14 protein-coding genes are annotated in these 16,915 nt (G+C 65.3%); 6 read left to right on the forward strand and 8 right to left on the reverse strand.

Annotation, left to right across the window (positions count from 1 at the left end; translation table 11 throughout):
- Positions 1-16: 16 nt before the first annotated feature.
- The 5 genes from LB526_RS23750 to argH all read right to left on the reverse strand — a co-directional run bounded on the left by LB526_RS23750 (position 17) and on the right by argH (position 6,779).
- Positions 17-2,632, reverse strand: coding sequence for a TIGR02302 family protein (locus LB526_RS23750; protein ID WP_224630006.1), 2,616 nt, complete (start codon positions 2,630-2,632; stop codon positions 17-19).
- Between the two features lie 115 nt (positions 2,633-2,747).
- Positions 2,748-3,689: a threonine/serine dehydratase gene (locus LB526_RS23755; protein WP_224630007.1), complete on the reverse strand. Its 942-nt coding sequence runs from the start codon at positions 3,687-3,689 to the stop codon at positions 2,748-2,750.
- 29 nt (positions 3,690-3,718) lie between these two features.
- Positions 3,719-4,987, reverse strand: a complete 1,269-nt coding sequence (lysA, locus tag LB526_RS23760) for a diaminopimelate decarboxylase (RefSeq protein ID WP_224630008.1) — start codon at positions 4,985-4,987, stop codon at positions 3,719-3,721.
- Positions 4,988-5,042: 55 nt separating this feature from the next.
- Positions 5,043-5,249, reverse strand: a complete 207-nt coding sequence (locus tag LB526_RS23765) for a lipoprotein (protein WP_095767477.1) — start codon at positions 5,247-5,249, stop codon at positions 5,043-5,045.
- A gap of 129 nt (positions 5,250-5,378) precedes the next feature.
- Positions 5,379-6,779 carry an argininosuccinate lyase gene (gene argH, locus LB526_RS23770; RefSeq protein ID WP_224630009.1) on the reverse strand — a complete coding sequence of 467 codons (1,401 nt, stop codon included), beginning with the start codon at positions 6,777-6,779 and terminating at the stop codon, positions 5,379-5,381.
- Positions 6,780-6,812: 33 nt separating this feature from the next.
- Here argH and tlpA point away from each other — a divergent pair, with 33 nt between their 5' ends.
- The gene (tlpA, locus tag LB526_RS23775; RefSeq protein WP_224630010.1) at positions 6,813-7,496 is read left to right on the forward strand and encodes a thiol:disulfide interchange protein TlpA; all 684 of its coding nucleotides are present in this window, start codon (positions 6,813-6,815) and stop codon (positions 7,494-7,496) included.
- A 9-nt stretch (positions 7,497-7,505) separates the two neighbouring features.
- Here tlpA and LB526_RS23780 read toward each other — a convergent pair whose 3' ends face one another.
- Entirely contained in the window at positions 7,506-8,546 is a 1,041-nt protein-coding gene (locus tag LB526_RS23780) for an endonuclease/exonuclease/phosphatase family protein (RefSeq protein ID WP_224608026.1), read from the reverse strand.
- Between the two features lie 240 nt (positions 8,547-8,786).
- Here LB526_RS23780 and LB526_RS23785 point away from each other — a divergent pair, with 240 nt between their 5' ends.
- The 5 genes from LB526_RS23785 (at position 8,787) to LB526_RS23805 (ending at position 14,095) form a co-directional block, all read left to right on the forward strand.
- On the forward strand, positions 8,787-10,139 hold the full coding sequence (locus LB526_RS23785; RefSeq protein ID WP_224608029.1) for an extracellular solute-binding protein: 1,353 nt from the start codon (positions 8,787-8,789) through the stop codon (positions 10,137-10,139).
- 169 nt (positions 10,140-10,308) lie between these two features.
- Positions 10,309-11,193, forward strand: a complete 885-nt coding sequence (locus LB526_RS23790) for an ABC transporter permease subunit (protein WP_224608032.1) — start codon at positions 10,309-10,311, stop codon at positions 11,191-11,193.
- A gap of 8 nt (positions 11,194-11,201) precedes the next feature.
- Positions 11,202-12,116: an ABC transporter permease subunit gene (locus LB526_RS23795; RefSeq protein WP_224608035.1), complete on the forward strand. Its 915-nt coding sequence runs from the start codon at positions 11,202-11,204 to the stop codon at positions 12,114-12,116.
- An 11-nt stretch (positions 12,117-12,127) separates the two neighbouring features.
- Positions 12,128-13,228, forward strand: a complete 1,101-nt coding sequence (gene ugpC, locus LB526_RS23800; RefSeq protein WP_224608038.1) for a sn-glycerol-3-phosphate ABC transporter ATP-binding protein UgpC — start codon at positions 12,128-12,130, stop codon at positions 13,226-13,228.
- Between the two features lie 48 nt (positions 13,229-13,276).
- The gene (locus LB526_RS23805; RefSeq protein WP_224608041.1) at positions 13,277-14,095 is read left to right on the forward strand and encodes a phosphodiesterase; all 819 of its coding nucleotides are present in this window, start codon (positions 13,277-13,279) and stop codon (positions 14,093-14,095) included.
- A 130-nt stretch (positions 14,096-14,225) separates the two neighbouring features.
- Here the strand turns inward: LB526_RS23805 and LB526_RS23810 are convergent, their stop codons facing one another.
- Together LB526_RS23810 and LB526_RS23815 are read right to left on the reverse strand one after the other, a co-directional pair.
- On the reverse strand, positions 14,226-15,308 hold the full coding sequence (locus LB526_RS23810; protein WP_095767486.1) for an ABC transporter ATP-binding protein: 1,083 nt from the start codon (positions 15,306-15,308) through the stop codon (positions 14,226-14,228).
- Complete coding sequence (locus LB526_RS23815; RefSeq protein ID WP_224608044.1) at positions 15,305-16,879, reverse strand: ABC transporter permease; 1,575 nt, start codon at positions 16,877-16,879, stop codon at positions 15,305-15,307. The genes LB526_RS23810 and LB526_RS23815 overlap by 4 nt, the downstream gene beginning before the upstream one ends.
- Between the last annotated feature and the right edge of the window lie 36 nt (positions 16,880-16,915).

Consider the following 16,915-nt stretch of genomic DNA (forward strand, 5'->3'; position numbering starts at 1 on the left):
CAACGCCGATGACGGGCTATTTCAGCTCCAGCAGCCGCTCGAGATAGCTGCGCTCGATATCGGGGCTGAGCGCGTTGCCGAGCCGTTTGCGGATCGCGTCGAGGATCTGGCGCGCGCGCTGGACGTCGATCTCGTCCGGAACCTTGACCGAGGTGCCGTCATCGGGACCGTTGGTGGCGCGCGGTCGTCCCAGCGGATCGCGGTCGGCGTCCTGCTGGCGGCCGCCCTGCTCGCTGCCGCCCTGATCGCCCTGCATGGCCTGCATCTGCTTCATCATTTCCTTGGCGCCGCGGCGCAGCGCTTCCAGCGCGCGGCCCTGGTGGCCGACGGCTTGGTCACCGTCGCCCTGGCCGAGCGATTGTTCGGCATTGCCCATCGATTTGCCGGCCTCGCCAAAGCCCTCATTGGGCTCCATGCCCATGCCTTCGAGGCCTTTCTTCAACTGATCGAGCTCGCTCTGCAACTGGCCCTGGCCTTCCTGCAGCTGCTTCAGCGCATCGGCCAAATCCTTCGGCGACATTTTCGGCCGGCCCAGCGGATCGCGGTCCTGGCTGGGACCGGGCCGCTGCTGCTGGTCGTCGGACTGGCCCTGTTCGCCATCCTCGCCAAGCTGCTGCTGCTCGCCGCCTTCGCCACGCTGCCCGCGCTGCATCTGGTCCAGCCGGAAGGTGTCGTTCATCATTTCCTGCTGGCGGCGCATGATGTCGCCGAGCTTGTCCATCTGCTGGCGCATCTCGCTGTCCTGCTCGCCGCCCGGCTGCTGGCGGCCGGCCTGCAGATTGTTCATCATGTCCTGCAGCTCGGAGAGAAGCTGCTGGGCCTTGTCGCGATCGCCCGATTTGGCCAGATTCTCGATCTGGTCCATCATGCGGTCGATATCGCTCTGGCGCAACTCGCGGCCGTTCTGCTGCATCTGCGGCGCATTCGGGTTCTGCTGCGCTCGCTGGGCGAATTCCTGCAGGAACTGGTTCATCGCCTCGCGCAGTTCCTTCATCGCCTTTTCGATCTCCTGATCGCTGGCGCCGTTCTTGATGGCGTCCTGCAACGCCTGCTGCGCTTGGCGCAGCCGCCGCTCGGCGGCCGACAGGTTGCCTTCCTCGATGCCGAGCGCGATCTCCCACAGATAGGACACGACGTTGCGCAACTGATCGTCGCTCTCGGAGAGCTTCAGCCGGCTCCTCGCGCTCATGATGGCGAGATAGTTCGACATGTTGTCGAACGTGTCCTCGGGCCGCAGCGTGACCGCATCCATCAGGTCGAGAACGCGCGGCTTGGCATTGGTGTCGAGCGCCACCAGCCGGCGCTGTTCGATCACCGCTCTAGCCAGCGGATTGGCGAAGGGCCGCTCCGGCATGACAAGCGTTTTGGTTTCACTGGTGGCCGTGTGGCCGGCGTCGTCCGTTGCAGTGAGCGTCAGCTTGATGTTGCTACCGGCCCAGACATGCTCGGTCAGGTCCTTGGTCGTCTTGGCCGCGCTCGGCTTGCCGCCGCGGCGCGGCAGCGTCAATGGCATGTCGGGCGCGCCGTAGAGCGGATGCGCGTTGGCGGCAGGCGGATCCGACAGCTCGAAAACGGCCTTGGCGGAGGCTGCACCATAGTCGTCGGCGATCTCGTAATTGAGCTCGATGGCGCCGTTGACGGCGCGCTTCGGCTCGCCGATGAAGCGGATCGTCGGCGGCTTGTCGGGAATGACGGCAAAGGCCCAGTGGCCAAGATCGCCTTCGCCGGATTTCAGCGTCAGCGTGCCGTTGGTGTTCAGCTTGCCGGAGAACTGGCGCACTTTCGGTGCGGTCTGGCCGGCGGCAGGCGCGGGACCTTTCGGCGCGGCGGGCTCGATGGCGCGGTCATTGCCGCCTTGATCGGCATAGCTCAGCGTCTCCTCGCCCGAACCGCCGGTGACGCGCAGCGAGATATCGCTGCCTTGCGGAACGGAAAAGGTCTGGACGGCCTGGTTGGCATCGGCCGTCAGGAACACCGGCGCCTTGCCGGTATAGGCAGGCGGCGTCACCCAGGCGTCGATGCGCGGGGGCACGGCATCATGCGAGGCGCGCGCGACGAAACCGTCGCTGACCCTGCCGCCAAAGGGTCCGAAGGAGAAGGCAAGCGCCGTGACGAACAGCAGCCCCGCCACGGCGCGCAAGCCCCAGCGGTCGTAGTCCGGCACGCCGGTGCGCGGCCGGTCGGCGCCGAGGCTCGAAAGCCGTTCGGCCATGCGCCTTTGGTGCTCGCGCCACAGCGCCTGCGAGAAGATGCTCTCGGCGCCGCTCGGCCGGTCGGTCTGCACCTGCACCGGGCTGTGCAGCAATTCGTTCGCCGCCTCGATGCGCCTGTCGATCTCGGCGGCCGAGGGCATGCGGAAGAAGCGCAGCGGGTAGAGCGCGGCGACCGCCGCCAGCGCGAACAGTATCAGAAGGCCGATGCGTACCGCGTCCGGCAGGCGCGGGAACAGGCCGAACCACGAAAAGCTGAAGAACAGGCTGGCGACGACCAGCAGCGGCAGCACAAGCGGCCAGGCGCGCTCGAAGGTCATCGAGGCCCGCGTCGCCAACCGGCTGAGCGCCAAGCGCCCTGCAAAGCCGCGTCCATCGCTGGCCCGGCTGCGTTCGCCGCTGGAAATGGGTCGTTCGGTCATCGGCCCTTCCTGCCCGGGCACGATAGCCCGGACGTCATCGCCAGAAGGATACCAGCAAACACGGCAAAGGCGAGGCGGGTTCCAAAAAACGTGAAGCGGTTTGGCCGGGTTATGATCAGAAATTGGCGAGATTCGTGTTCGAGCCGCAGACGAGGACGGCCACGCGCTCGCCGTCTCCGGGCACATAGCGTCCGGAAAGCATGGCGGCGAAGGCGGCGGCGCCGCCCGGCTCGGCGATGATTCGCACGCGGTCCCACAGCGCCTTCTGCGCCGCGACGATGTCGTCGTCGCTGACCAGGATCGAGCGCTCGACGAAGGCCTCGGCGATCGGAAACATCATTTCGCCGACGCGCTTCGGCGCCAGCGAATCGGCGGCGATGCCCTCGGCGGGCGCATCGACCGGCTCTCCGGCCTCCAGGGCGCGGTAAAGCGTCGGCGCTCCCTCGGGCTCGATGGCGACGATGCGGATGCGGCCAGCGAACCAGGCCGCGATGCCGCCGATAAGGCCGCCGCCGCCGACCGCGACCAGCAGCGTGTCGATCCCAGGCAGATCGGCCTCGATCTCCAGGCCGAGCGTGCCCTGGCCGAGCAGCGTTTCTTCCTGGTTGAAGGCGTGGATCTGCAGGGCGCCGGTTCTGGCCGCGAAGTCTTCGCTGGCGGCCAGCGCTTCGGCATAGCGCGCGCCGCCGACGACCAACTCGGCGCCGTAGCCGCGAATGCGCGCGAGCTTCGCCGGCGGGCTGACCTCGGGCACGAAGATGGTCGCCTTGTGCCCGAGCTTCATGGCGGCGTAAGCGACGGCGGCACCATGATTGCCGCCGGACGCGGCGACCACGCCGGCTTCGGGCACTCGGCGTTCGAGCAGGTTGGTGAAGGCGCCGCGCGCCTTGAACGAGCCGGAATGCTGGAGGCATTCGAGCTTCAGGTCGACCGGAAAGGCGGGCCGGTCGAAATCCGCCATGTCGACGCGCATCACGGGCGTGTGACGCACATAGGGGCGGATGCGCGACTCCACGGCGCCGATGCGTTCGCGCGTGATCGTCTTCTTTTCCAGCATGGGCCAGCTCCTTGAGGCGCGCCGCTCGGTTACTTCAGCCAGTCGGGGACCGAATCCAATCCAATCAGGTTCTCATAGGTCTGGCGCGGCCGCACGACGTGAAAACGGTCGCCATCGACCAGCACCTCGGGCACCAGGAGCCTGGTGTTATAAGTGCCGGCCTGCACCGCGCCATAGGCGCCGGCGGTGGAAACCGCGATCAGGTCGCGCGACTTCAATCTCGGAAGATCGCGGTCGAGGCCGATGAAATCGCCGGTCTCGCAGACCGGCCCGACGACGTCGACTTTCATACGCGGTGCCGAAGCAGGCGGCTGCACCACCGGCCTGATGTCGTGGAAGGCGTCATAGAGCGTCGGCCGGATCAGGTCGTTCATGGCGGCGTCAACGACGAGGAAGTTCTTGGCGTCGCCTTCCTTTACGTAGATGACCTCAGACACGAGGATGCCGGCATTGCCGACGATCAGGCGGCCGGGCTCGAACATCACCTTGAGGCCGAGCTTGGTGACGTGCTTCCTGACGATTTCGGCGTAAGCGTCGGGCAAAGGGGGCGGGCTGTTGTCGACGCGGTAAGGAATGCCGAGGCCGCCGCCGAGATCGACATGCTCGATCTCATGCCCGTCGGCGCGCAGCGCTCCGACTAGCTCGACCAGCAATGCGAAGGCATCGTCGAAAGGCTGCAATTCGGTGATCTGGCTGCCGATATGGGTGTCGATGCCGGTTACCCTGATGCCCGGCAGTTCAGCCGCGCGGGCATAGACCTGCCGCGCGCGCTGCCAGGGAATGCCGAACTTGTTCTCGGCCTTGCCGGTCGAGATCTTCTTGTGGGTCCTCGCATCGACATCCGGATTGATGCGCAGCGAGACGGGCGCCACCTTGCCGAGCGCCACGGCGCGCGCCGACAAAAGCTCCAGCTCAGGCTCGGATTCGACGTTGAAGCAGAGAATGCCGGCCGAAAGCGCAAAGTCCATCTCGCGCGCCGTCTTGCCGACGCCGGAAAACAGGATCTTGTCGGCCGGGATGCCGGCGGCCAAAGCGCGGCGCAATTCGCCTTCGGAGACCACGTCGGCGCCTGCGCCCTGCCTAGCCAGCGTCCTCAGCACGGCCTGGTTGGAATTCGCCTTCATGGCGTAGCAGACCAGCGCGTCAAGGCCGGAAAAAGCCTCCTTGAAGACGCGCAAATGCCGGGTCAGCGTCGCGGTCGAATAGCAATAGAAGGGCGTGCCGACCTCGGCTGCGATGTCGGGAATGGCGACGTCCTCGGCATGAAGCACGCCGTCGCGGTAATCGAAATGGTTCACGGGTGTTGGTTCCGGAAAGTTGAAGCTCGATGAGACCGGGTCGATCTCACCGGCTCTAGAGCAGGGGATCGAGGATGAATTTCCTGTCCTTGACCGGTTTTTCCGGCTCGGGCGGCACCGGCTGCTTGGCGCGTTCGGCATCCTTGCGCGCCTGCTCCGCCGCCTCATAGGGCGTGTCGAGGCCAGTCTTCCTGCCGCAGGCGGTGACGGTGACAACCGCCGCCAGCAGCGCCAGCGTCACCAAAATCCTGCTACGGGTCATCGATCCATCCGTTCGAAACTGTTTCTTGTGCCGCCGCTTTTAGCCGAGTTTCCGGCGCTTTGCATCCCGGCATTTGTTTTGGTGCATGTCGTTGTCCCAGAACCGCTGCACACTTCTGGGCGACATGCATTAAGCCTTGGCGAGCCGCTTTTTCCAGTAGCGGATCTGCTTTCGCACTTCCGACGGCGCGGTGCCGCCGAAGCTCGTGCGGCTCTTCACCGAATTCTGCACGGCAAGCACCGAGAAGATGTCGTCGGTGATGCCCGAATGGATCGAGCGCAGGTCGTCCAGCGAGAGCTTTTCCAGCCCGAGCTTCTTCTCCTCGGCCAGCGCCACGGCGCGGCCGGTGACATGATGGGCTTCGCGGAAGGGGAGGCCCAGATTGCGCACCAGCCAGTCGGCCAGGTCGGTCGCGGTGGCGTGGCCGGCGCCTGCGGCCTTCTTCATGGCGGCGGCGTTGACGGTCATGTCGCGCACCATGCCGGCGGTCGCCGCCAGCATCAGGTCGAGCGTCTCGGCGGCGTCGAAGACCGCTTCCTTGTCTTCCTGCATGTCCTTGCCATAGGTCAGCGGCATGCCCTTCATCACGGTCAGCAGGCCGACCAGATGGCCGTTGACGCGGCCGGTCTTGCCGCGCACCAGCTCGGCAGCGTCCGGGTTCTTCTTCTGCGGCATGATCGAGGAGCCGGTGGAGAAGGAATCCGACAGGCGGATGAAGCCGAATTGCGGCGTCGACCAGATAATGATCTCCTCGGCGAGCCTGGAGAGATGCGTCGCGCAGATCGCGGCGAGGCTCAGGAACTCGAGCGCGAAATCGCGGTCCGAAACGCTGTCGAGGGAATTGCGCGTCGGCTCGCGGAAACCCAGCGCCTTCGCCGTCATGTGGCGGTCGATGCCGAAGCTCGTGCCGGCAAGGGCCGCGGCGCCCAGCGGGCTTTCATCCATGCGCTCGATGGCGTCGCGGACGCGCGAGAGGTCGCGGCCGAACATCTCGACATAGGCCATCAAGTGGTGGCCGAAGGTCACCGGCTGCGCCGCCTGCATATGGGTGAAGCCGGGCATGACGGTTGCCGCATGTTCCTCGGCGCGTTCCAGGAACGCGGCGATCAGGTCCTTCAGCGCCAGGGCGACGCGCTGGCATTCCTGCTTGACCCAAAGCCGGAGATCGACCGCCACCTGGTCGTTGCGCGAGCGGGCGGTGTGCAGGCGTCCCGCCGCCGCGCCGATCAGGTCGGCAAGGCGGGCCTCGACATTCATGTGGATGTCTTCCAGCTTGGTCGAGAATTCGAACGTGCCGGCCTCGATCTCTTTCAAGATCGTGTTCAGCCCGTGAGCGATTTTTTCTTGATCGGCGGCCGAAATAATGCCCGTTTGAGCCAACATCTCGCTATGGGCGATCGATCCGCTTATGTCCTGCGCATAGAGCTTGCGGTCGAAGCCGATCGACGCATTGATCGCTTCCATGATTGCGGCCGGACCCGAGGCAAAACGTCCGCCCCACATCTGGTTGCTGGCCTTCTTGTCGCTCATCGCTATAACCCGTGCTCCGGAGCAGTTTTGAAAATGGCAGACGGCAATAGGTTCTTTTTTCCGGCCACGCGCCTCATCCTCGCCGCTTTGGTGGCGGGCGTGCTGGCCGGCGCGGTCGCGGTATATGTCAGCGAGAGCGGTTCTGGCAACAACGCTCCCGAGAAGGCCGTCGCGGTCGCCGGCAAGGACGATGCCGCCTGCGCGGCCAAGGCCGACCGCGCCAAGCAGGTTGCCGCCAAGGCCGTCGGCCAGGTCGCGGCCCTGCAGCCGGCCGATCCGCCGCAATCGCTGAAGAGCTTGGCCTTCAACGGCCCCGACGGCAAGCCAATGACAATTGCCGACTATGCCAGCAAGACCGTGCTGCTCAATCTGTGGGCGACATGGTGCGCGCCGTGCCGCGCCGAGATGCCGGCGCTCGACGCGCTGCAGAAGGAGAAGGGCGGCAAGGACTTCGAGGTGATCGCGGTCAATGTCGACACCGGCGACGATACGAAGCCGAAGAAGTTCCTCAAGGAAATCGGCGTCGAGACGCTCGGCTTCTACCGGGACCCGACGATCGCCCTGTTCAATGAGGCGAAGACGCGCGGGCTGGCGCTCGGGCTTCCCGTGACCATGCTGATCGATGGCGAAGGCTGCCTGATCGCGCATATGAACGGCCCGGCCGAATGGTCGAGCCCCGACGCCAAGCGGCTGGTGGAAGCGGCGCTCGAGCCCTGATCGTGGCCGCTATCTTACCCGCACCGTAACCACCAGCGCCTCGTGGTCGGCGCTCGGGCTGCCGTCCTGCAACACCGCCGGCAGTGTCGCCGGCGCGCGTGCCGCGAGGCCGCGGGTGAAGAACCAGTCGATATGGCCGGTGGGCGTGGCGTCGCCCGCCGGGCGTCGCTGCGTCGGCTTGTCAAACGCGTTGGCGTCGCGCCAATCGTAGCCACGCCCGGCCATGACGGCGAAGAGGGGCTCGTGGCGGTCGGGGCACATCAGCCGGTCCGGTTCGGCATCGATGCGCGCCTGCCATGCGGCCGGATCGGCGTGACGCTCTTCATAGGTGGCGGTCAGCGTGTTGAAGTCGCCGCCGATCAGGACCGGCGCTTCGGCGTCATACCTGTCGATGGCGTCGAGGAGGTGGCGCGTCTGGTCGGCACGGCCGGCAGGCGTCGTACGGTTCTCGAGATGCACCGAGACGACGGTGACTCGGCGCTCGCCCACCATCACCTGGCCGCCAAGCGCCATGCGGCCGCCGATGCGCGGCTGGCCGTGCTCCGGCAAGAACCAGGCGCCGGCCGCATCCAGCCGAACGAGGAAAGGCCGCAGCAGCGGGACGGCGCTGGTTATGGCGTTGCCATGGAAGCCCTCAACGTTCTCGGCGCCGCCATTTGCCGCTTGCTCCGCCTCATTGCCGGTGCCGAGTTCGAGGAACTCGACGCCATAGGCATAGGAATGGCCTAGACGATCGGCAAGCCGGCTCAGAAGATGGCCGTTGCCGGAGCGCGCCATGCCCTTGTCGACTTCGGACAGCAGCACGACGTGCGGCGCCCGGCCGGCGATCGTAGTAGCGATGGCATCGACATGACGCAGCCGCTCGACGTTCCAGGCCATGACGGTCAGGCTTTCGCCGGCGCTCTCGCGCGACGCCTTGCCGCCGATCTCGATCTCGCCGAGGGCGGGAACGGCGGCGGCGTGGCGCAGATGGGCGGCGCTGTCGCGCGGTCCGTCCCGCATGGCGTTGCGGGCGGCGACGGGCACGTGCGTGAGCTGCGGGACCAGCATGTCTCTTCTCATCCAGTTAGCCGGTTAATCACGGAGGCCTTTTCGCCGCCTGGCGGCGCCCTAGCTCTCTAAAGCGCCGATGTGACGTTTTCATGCCGGCGCGACCGCTGCCAGGGGAGGAGAGACTGGCTGTCCACGAGGGCTTCGAGCCCACAACAGAACTGTCACATACCTTCTCTATGAGAGCGGGCAAGGACTTGCGCAAAACCTTGTCACACTGCCACTCAAGAGGGAAAAACCATGACGATCTTCAAGCGGGGCTTTGCCGCCCTTGCCGCCGGCGCGCTCAGCACCGCGCTTGCGGTTCCTGCATTTGCGGAGCCGGTCAAATTCGATTTCTGGTTCGGTCTTTCGGGCGATCTCGCCCGCGTCGTCGACACGCTGTGCAAGAACTTCAACGATTCCCAGAAGGACTACCAGGTCGTCTGCACCAGCCAGGGCAATTACGACGCCACGCTGCAGAACACGATCGCCGCCTTCCGCGCCGGCAAGCAGCCGACCGTCGTCCAGGTCTATGACGTCGGCACTGCCACCATGATGCTGTCGGGCGCCTACAAGCCCGCCGACAAGCTGATGGAGGAGAACGGCTACAAGATCGACTATAGCGACTATTTCCCAGGCATCGCCCGCTACTACGCGACGTCGAAGGGCGAGATGCTGTCCTTCCCGTTCAACTCGTCGACGGCGCTGATGTACTGGAACAAGGACGCCTTCGCCAAGATCGGCAAGACCGAGGCGCCGAAGACATGGGAAGACGTCGCCGCCGACCTCAAGGCGCTGAAGGACGCCGGCTATGATTGCCCGATGGCGATTAACATCTCGGCCAATGAAAGCTGGCAACTGATGGAGCAGTTCTCGGCGCTGCACAACCAGCCGATCGCCACCAAGAACAATGGCTATGACGGTCTCGACGCGCGTCTGGAAGTCAACAAGACCAAGTTCGTCCAGTACGTCACCGATCTCAAGAAGTGGTATGATTCCGGTCTGGTCAAGATCAAGTCCAAGGACCTCGGCCAAGACATGGTTCAGGCCTTCGCCACCGGCACCTGCCAGCTCATCCTGACCTCGGTCGGCGATCATGGCACGGTCGGCCGCACCCAGAAGGAAGGCATGAAATGGGACGTGGCCGAGCTGCCGGTCTATGCCGGCACCGAGCGCAAGAACTCGCTCGTCGGCGGCGCTTCGCTATGGGTGCTGTCGGGCAAGTCGGACGCGGAATACAAGGGCGCGGCAGCGTTCCTCAACTTCATCCACGACCCCAAGACCGCTTTGTTCTGGTCGACCAACACCGGCTATATCCCGGTGACGAAGTCGGGCTTCGATTTCATGAAGTCCAACGGCTTCTACGACAAGGCGCCCTATAAGGGACGCGAAGTGGCGATCGCCAGCCTGACCGCGTCGGAGCCGACCGAGATCACCCGCGGCATCCGCCTCGGCAACTTCACCCAGATCCGCGCCGAGTTCGGCACGCAGATGCAGGCGATCTTCGCCAACAAGGTCAGCGTGCAGGAAGGTCTCGACGCGCTGGTCAAGAATGGCGACGCGATCCTCGAGCGCTTCCAGCAGACCTATCCGGGTAAGACCCTGCCCTGATCCCGGATACTGGAACGGCCGCCCGCCGAGCATCGACGGGCGGCCATTTCATATGGATTTTTGATTTGGGCATGTCTTTGTCTCCCGAAACCGGTTCCCACTTTCGGGAGACATGCCTTAGTCTTGTGCCGCGCGAGCGGGTTGGCGGTTCAACGACATCGGCGGATCGATGGAAAAACGCGTCACTTTCAGCAAATGGACGATCGGCATCCTGTTCGCGGTGCCGCAGCTAATTCTGATCTTCACCTTCTTCTACTGGCCGGCCGGGCAGGCGGTTTACTGGTCGCTGACGCTGCAGCAGCCCTGGGGCGGCGGCAATATCTGGGTCGGGCTCGACAATTTCCGCTCGATCCTGTCCAACGCCAGCTACTGGGACTCGATCACCGCCAGCATGATCTTCGCAGGGATCAGCACGGGACTTGCGATGACAATCGCGCTGGTGCTCGCCGCCTTGACCGACCGCCAGCTTGCCGGCTCATGGCTTTACCGCGTGGTGCTGATCTGGCCTTACGGCATCGCCGCACCGGCGCTGGCGCTGGCGTTTCGCTTCATCCTGGCACCGGAAGCCGGCTTCATGGCCGTGGTCAACCAAGTCTGGCCCGGCTCCTGGGACCCTGGACTTGACGGCGCCGACGCCATGGCCTCGATCATCATCGCCTTCTCGTGGAAATATGTCGGCTATAATTTCATTTTCTTCCTCGCCGCCCTCCAGGCGATTCCGCGCTCGCTGATCGAGGCGGCGGCGATGGACGGCTCCGGCGTCATCAGGCGCTTCTGGGATATCCAGTTTCCGCTGGTCACGCCGACCATTTTCTTCCTGCTGGTCATCAACATCACCGAGAGCTTCCAGGATTCCTTCGGCATCGTCGACATCATGACCGCAGGCGGACCGGCCAACGCCACCAATCTGATGGTCTACAAGATCTATTCCGACGGCTTCAAAGGCCTCGATTATTCGGGCGCCGCCGCGCAGAGCATCATCCTGATGCTGCTCATCATCGCGCTCACCATCGTCCAGTTCCGCTTCATCGAGCGGCGCGTGCATTATCGTTGAGGCGGGCCATGGTCGAGCGCACCCCGATCCTGAATTTCTTCACGCATCTGATCCTGTTCGTCGGCTTCGTATTCTGCGTGGCGCCGTTCGTCATCGTAGCGATCGCCGCCTCGCATAATCTGAAGGACGTCAACGACGTGCCGATGTCGCTGCTGCCGGGTAGCGATTTCTGGGTCAACATCAGGACGGCCTGGACGACCGCCGATCTCGGCCCGAAGCTGTTCAATTCCTTCATCATGGCGTTCGGCGTCGCCGCCGGCAAAGTCATCATCTCGGCGCTGACCGCCTTCTCGATCGTCTATTTCCGTTATCCCGGCCGCATGCTGATGTTCTGGCTGATCTTCATCACGCTGATGCTGCCGCTCGAGGTGCGCATCGTGCCGACCTACGCGGTGGTCGCCAACGTGCTCGAGCCCTATCAGGCGATCATGAACCTGACCGGCCTCTCCTGGCTGATCGAAAAGGTCTCGGGCGTGCAGGTTTCGCTCAGCCTGGGACTGCTCAATTCCTATAGCGGCCTGATCCTGCCGCTGGTCGCGACCGCCACCGGCACCTTTCTCTACCGCCAGTTCTTCCTGACCGTGCCGGACGAGTTGACCGAAGCGGCGCGCATGGACGGCGCCGGCGCGCTGCGCTTCTTCGTCGATATCCTACTGCCGCTGTCGCGCAACAACATGGCGGCGCTCGGCACCATCATGTTCCTGTGGGCCTGGAACCAGTATCTGTGGCCGTTGCTTATCACCACCGACCAGTCGCATGCGATGGCGGTGACAGAGCTGAAGCAGCTCATCCCCAATGTCGGCGGCGCGCCGGAATGGCATATCGCCATGGCCGGCACGCTGATCGTCATGCTGCCGCCGCTGATCGTCGTGGTGCTGATGCAGCGCTGGTTCGTGCGCGGCCTGATCGCCACCGAAAAATAGGGAGACGGAAAATGGCCTCCATCACCATTCGCGGCGTCAAGAAGAACTACGCCAAGACGCAGGTCGTGCATGGCGTCGACCTCGACTTCGCTTCGGGCGAATTCGTCGTCATCCTCGGGCCGTCCGGTTGCGGCAAGTCCACGCTGCTTAGAATGATTGCCGGGCTGGAAGAGATTTCCGACGGCACGATCGCGATCGACGGCACGGTGGTCAACAAGCTCGAGCCGCGCGAGCGCGGCTGCGCCATGGTGTTCCAGAACTACGCGCTCTACCCGCATATGAGCGTGGCCCAGAACATCGGCTATTCGCTGAAGGTGGCCGGCGTTCCGTCGGCCGAACGCGCCCAGCGCGTCCAGGCGGTGGCGCGCGTCCTGGAACTGGAGCAGCTGCTCGACCGCAAGCCGATGGCGCTCTCCGGCGGCCAACGCCAGCGCGTCGCCATGGGCCGCGCCATGATCCGCGAGCCGAAGGTGTTCCTCTTCGACGAACCGCTCTCAAACCTCGACGCCAAGCTGCGGGTGCAGATGCGCTCCGAGATCCGCAAGCTGCACCGGCGCCTCAGCGCCACTTCCGTCTTCGTCACTCACGACCAGGTCGAGGCGATGACGTTGGCCGACCGGCTGGTGGTGATGAATGGCGGCCGTGTCGAGCAGGTCGGCACACCGGCGGAAGTCTATAGCCGGCCGGCCAGCCGCTTCGTCGCCACCTTTGTCGGCGCGCCGGCGATGAACATGCTCGAAGGCACCGTCACGCTCGACGGGCTGTCATTGCTCGGAGGCAGCCGCAAGCTCAACGTGTCGCGCACGGGCGTTCCTGTGGGCGCGAAAGTCGCGGTCGGTATCCGGCCGGAGGCGGTGCGCATGGTGGCGCCGGGCACGCCGGGAGCGCTTGCGGCGACCGTCGACCTCATCGAGGAATTGGGCGCCGGCCGCGTCGTCTATGTCGATCTCGACGGCGCGCCGTTCTCTGTCGTGACGTCGGAGATCGTCCACTCCGAACCGGGCAGCACGATCGGCCTGCAGTTCGCCGAAGCGGACCTGCACTTTTTCTCCTCGGAGACGGGCGGCAGGCTCGACGTGTTCAAGGCCTCGGTGCCGGAACCGGTGCTGTAAGGCGGGCCTTGCAAGGCTGACTTTGCAAATTATCTGAGGGTTCACGGAATGAAGATCATCCAGGTCACCGACGTCCATCTCGATCGTCGGCGCCAGATACGCTATGGCGCGGATCTGAACGAGCGGCTCGATCGCTGCATAGACCATATCAATGCTCGGCATGGAGATGCGGCGCTCTGCATCTTCACCGGCGATCTGGCCGACGACGGCGAAGCCGAGAGCTATGCCGATTTGAAATCGGCGCTGAGCCGGCTCACTGTGCCTTACCAGCTGCTGCCTGGAAACCATGACCGGCGCGCCAATCTGATCGCCGCCTTTCCGGATAACGGGACGGACGGCAACGGCTTCGTGCAGTCGGTGCTCGACACGCCGGAAGGGCGACTCGTTTTTCTCGACAGCATGGCGGAGGGCCGCGTCACCGGCGAGTTGTGCGACAACCGGCTTGCATGGCTCGACGCACGACTTGGCGAGGCGGCAGGCAAGGCGGCTTATATCTTCCTGCATCATCCACCCGTCGAGCTTGGCCTCACTCTGCTCGACCCGCTCGGCCTCGAACAGCCGCAGCGGCTCATCGACGTGCTGACCCGCCACGGCAATGTCCGCTACATCTTCTTCGGCCATGTCCATCGCGACATCGCCGGCACCGTCGCCGGCATTCCGTTCTCGGTGCAGCGCGGCCTGCATGCCCGCTTCATGCTCGACCTAGTCGGCGACGAAGTGGTCGAGCAGGCGCCGCCCGCCTATTCGATTATCCTGATCGATGGGCAGCGCGTGGTCATCCACAGCGTTGATTTCCTGGAGCAATGGCCGCTTTGGTCGCCTGCAACTGGGCAGCGCGTGCGCCGAGGCATGCCGATATTCAGGTGAAGCCGGCCTGCAAACGGCGGTTTCCTGCGCTTCCGGTGCTCACGTACTTCAAGTACGCTCCACTCCGGTTCTCGAAACCCGCCGTTTGCAGGCCGGCCTGACCTGAATATCGACACGCCTCAACCCCGACCTAAGCAAAGACATGCGCCTTGCCGGTGACGGTCAAGCGCACGATCTCGCCGATCTCCGGCGCGTCCATGCCTGTCCTGCGCAGGATCAGCGGCGTGTTGCCGATGGCGGCCGCATCGGGCGGGTCCGGGCTGTTGAGCAGCCGCACCGCGACGGTGCAGACCGAACCAGCGAACTCGCAGTCCGTCACTTCGCCGAACAGCATGTCGGGTGTGCCCGACATGCCTTCGCGCGAGGTCCGTTTGAGCAGGATCTGCTCGGGCCGCAGCATGATGCGGGCGACATCGCGCCGTCCCTTCGTGTCGACGGCGATGCGGCCGAGCCGCGATACGGCGAAGCCGTCCGCGATCCTGGCCGGCACGATGATGGCGTCGCCGAGGAACTCGGCGACCATCCTGTCCCTGGGTTGGAAATAGAGCTCTCGCGGCGTGCCGACCTGCGAGAACAGCCCTTCGCGCATCACCGCCACCTGGCTGGCGAAGGACAGCGCCTCGGCCTGATCGTGCGTGACCAGGATGGTGGTGATGCCCGCCTCTTCCAGAAGCTCGGCCACCGCCTTGCGCATCGAAGCGCGAAGCCCGGTATCGAGCGCCGAGAACGGCTCGTCAAGCAGCATCAGCCGGGGCTTCATCGCCATGGCGCGGGCAAGCGCCACGCGCTGCTGCTGGCCGCCGGAAAGCTCGTGCGGCCGGCGCTTCAGGATCGCCTTGTCCAGCCCCACGATGTAGGCGAGCTCGACGATATGCTCGGCTCGCTTGTCGGCATTCCGCGGGATGCCGAAGCCGATATTGTCGGCGATGGTGAGATGCGGGAACAGGGCACCGTCCTGGGCCACCACGCCGATGCCGCGGCGATGCGCGGGCACGGCCGCGCCGCCGTTGGCGAGCACCTTGCCGTCGAGTGCGATGCGGCCGCGGTCCGGCGCCTCGAAACCGGCGATCAGCCTGAGCAAGGTGGTCTTGCCGCAGCCGGAAGGTCCGACGATCGCGGTGCGGCTGCCGCTTTCCACCGCAAGGTCGACGCCGGCGAGCGCCGTCACCGGGCCGTAGCTTTTCGCGACGCCGCTGAGTTCGAGAAAGCTCATCGTCCGGCCATCCGCTTCGACTGGATGTAGAGCCACCAGGTCATCGGCAATGACATCGCCACCATGATCAGCGCGTAAGGGGCGGCGGAGACGTAGTCGATCTCGCCGCTATAGGACCAGAATGCCATCGCCAGCGTGCGGGTGCCGTTGGGCGCCAGCATCTGGGTGGCGGTGAGCTCGTTGGTGATGCCGAGCGCCACCATCGCCATGCCGGCCGCGGCGCCCGGCGCCGAAAGGCGGATGGTCGTCGACCACAGCGCCTTGACCGGGGGACGGCCGAGGCTGGAGGCGGCGCGCTCCAGCTCCACCGGCGCCTGCGCGATCGAGGCACGCAGGCTTATCAGCGCGCGCGGCAGGAACATCAGCGCGTAACCGAACAGGATGGTGAACAGCGTCTGGTAGAGCGGCAGCGCGACGCGCACGGTGATGGTCACCAGCGCCAGCGCGATGACCACGCCCGGCAACGCGCCGACGATATAGTTGCAGCTCTCGAGCAAACGCTGCAGCGGCCCCGGGGCGCGGATCGAAATCCAGGCCATCGGCATGGCGGCAATTGTCGCGAGCACCGCGCCGGCAATGGCGAGGAACAGCGTCTGGCCGAGTGCCAGGCCGATCTCGTCCCACCGCCAGACTTCGGTGCCCCCGGCAAGCAGCCAGCGGCCGACCGTGACGAAGGGCACGCCGAGCGACAGCAGCGCGACGCCGGCCGGCAAAAGCAGGCAGGGCAAGGTGGCGCGGCCGAGGCGAGCACGCTGCTGCTTGCGCGCGGCTCCGGAACCGACGCGGGCATAGCGCTCCTCGCCGCGTATCATCACCTCGAGGGCGAGCAGGAAGAGGCAGCAGACCACCAGCACGGCGGCCAGCATGTTGGCCGCCGGACCGTTGAAGGTCGACTGGAACTGGTCGACGATCGCGGTGGTGAAGGTGTCGAAACGGATGAAGACATAGAGGCCGTATTCGGCCAAGAGATGCAGGCCGACCAGCAGCGAGCCGCCGCAGATGGCGAGCCTCAGCTGCGGCAGAACGACGCGCGCGAAGACCCGCCACGGGCCAAGACCGAGCGCCGCGGCCGCATCTTCCAGCGCCGGATCGAGCCGGCGCAGCGCGGCGGCGATCGGCAGGTAAAGGAATGGGAAATAAGCGATTACGGAGACCAGCACGCCGGCCCACAGCCCGTGCAGGCCCGGAACGAAGCTGATCCAGGCATAGGAGTGCACGAAAGCGGGGATGGCGAGCGGTGCGACCGACAGCCAGGACCACCAGCGGTTGCCCGGCAGGTCGCTGCGCTCTGTCAGCCAGGCCAGCGCCACCGACAGCACGATGGCGATCGGCACCGTGACGACCACGAGGAGCACGGTGTTGACCAGCAATTCGCCGACGCGCGGGCGAAAGATCAGCGCCACCGCGGTGTCCCAGCCGGTCTGGATCGCGACCCAGACGATGAAGGCGAGCGGCAGCAGCGCAACGAGCGAGATGAGAGCCGCTGCGAGCGTGATCCATGACGTGGGCCGGCGCTCCTTCATCCGGACCGCAGGCAGTCTTGCCGGCGTCATGTCGATCGCCGATTGCATCAGGCAGGCCGCTGGGTCGCCTCCGCCTGCCGGCGG

This window comes from Mesorhizobium sp. CA6 (assembly GCF_020165035.1).
Classification (GTDB): domain Bacteria; phylum Pseudomonadota; class Alphaproteobacteria; order Rhizobiales; family Rhizobiaceae; genus Mesorhizobium.

Coding starts and splice junctions, on each gene's coding strand:
- LB526_RS23750 (WP_224630006.1), bottom strand. CDS start 2,632: ATGACCGAACGACCCATTTCCAGCGGCGAACGCAGCCGGGCCAGCGAT.
- LB526_RS23755 (WP_224630007.1), bottom strand. CDS start 3,689: ATGCTGGAAAAGAAGACGATCACGCGCGAACGCATCGGCGCCGTGGAG.
- LB526_RS23765 (WP_095767477.1), bottom strand. CDS start 5,249: ATGACCCGTAGCAGGATTTTGGTGACGCTGGCGCTGCTGGCGGCGGTT.
- argH (WP_224630009.1), bottom strand. CDS start 6,779: ATGAGCGACAAGAAGGCCAGCAACCAGATGTGGGGCGGACGTTTTGCC.
- tlpA (WP_224630010.1), top strand. CDS start 6,813: ATGGCAGACGGCAATAGGTTCTTTTTTCCGGCCACGCGCCTCATCCTC.
- LB526_RS23780 (WP_224608026.1), bottom strand. CDS start 8,546: ATGCTGGTCCCGCAGCTCACGCACGTGCCCGTCGCCGCCCGCAACGCC.
- LB526_RS23785 (WP_224608029.1), top strand. CDS start 8,787: ATGACGATCTTCAAGCGGGGCTTTGCCGCCCTTGCCGCCGGCGCGCTC.
- LB526_RS23790 (WP_224608032.1), top strand. CDS start 10,309: ATGGAAAAACGCGTCACTTTCAGCAAATGGACGATCGGCATCCTGTTC.
- LB526_RS23795 (WP_224608035.1), top strand. CDS start 11,202: ATGGTCGAGCGCACCCCGATCCTGAATTTCTTCACGCATCTGATCCTG.
- ugpC (WP_224608038.1), top strand. CDS start 12,128: ATGGCCTCCATCACCATTCGCGGCGTCAAGAAGAACTACGCCAAGACG.
- LB526_RS23805 (WP_224608041.1), top strand. CDS start 13,277: ATGAAGATCATCCAGGTCACCGACGTCCATCTCGATCGTCGGCGCCAG.
- LB526_RS23810 (WP_095767486.1), bottom strand. CDS start 15,308: ATGAGCTTTCTCGAACTCAGCGGCGTCGCGAAAAGCTACGGCCCGGTG.
- LB526_RS23815 (WP_224608044.1), bottom strand. CDS start 16,879: ATGCAATCGGCGATCGACATGACGCCGGCAAGACTGCCTGCGGTCCGG.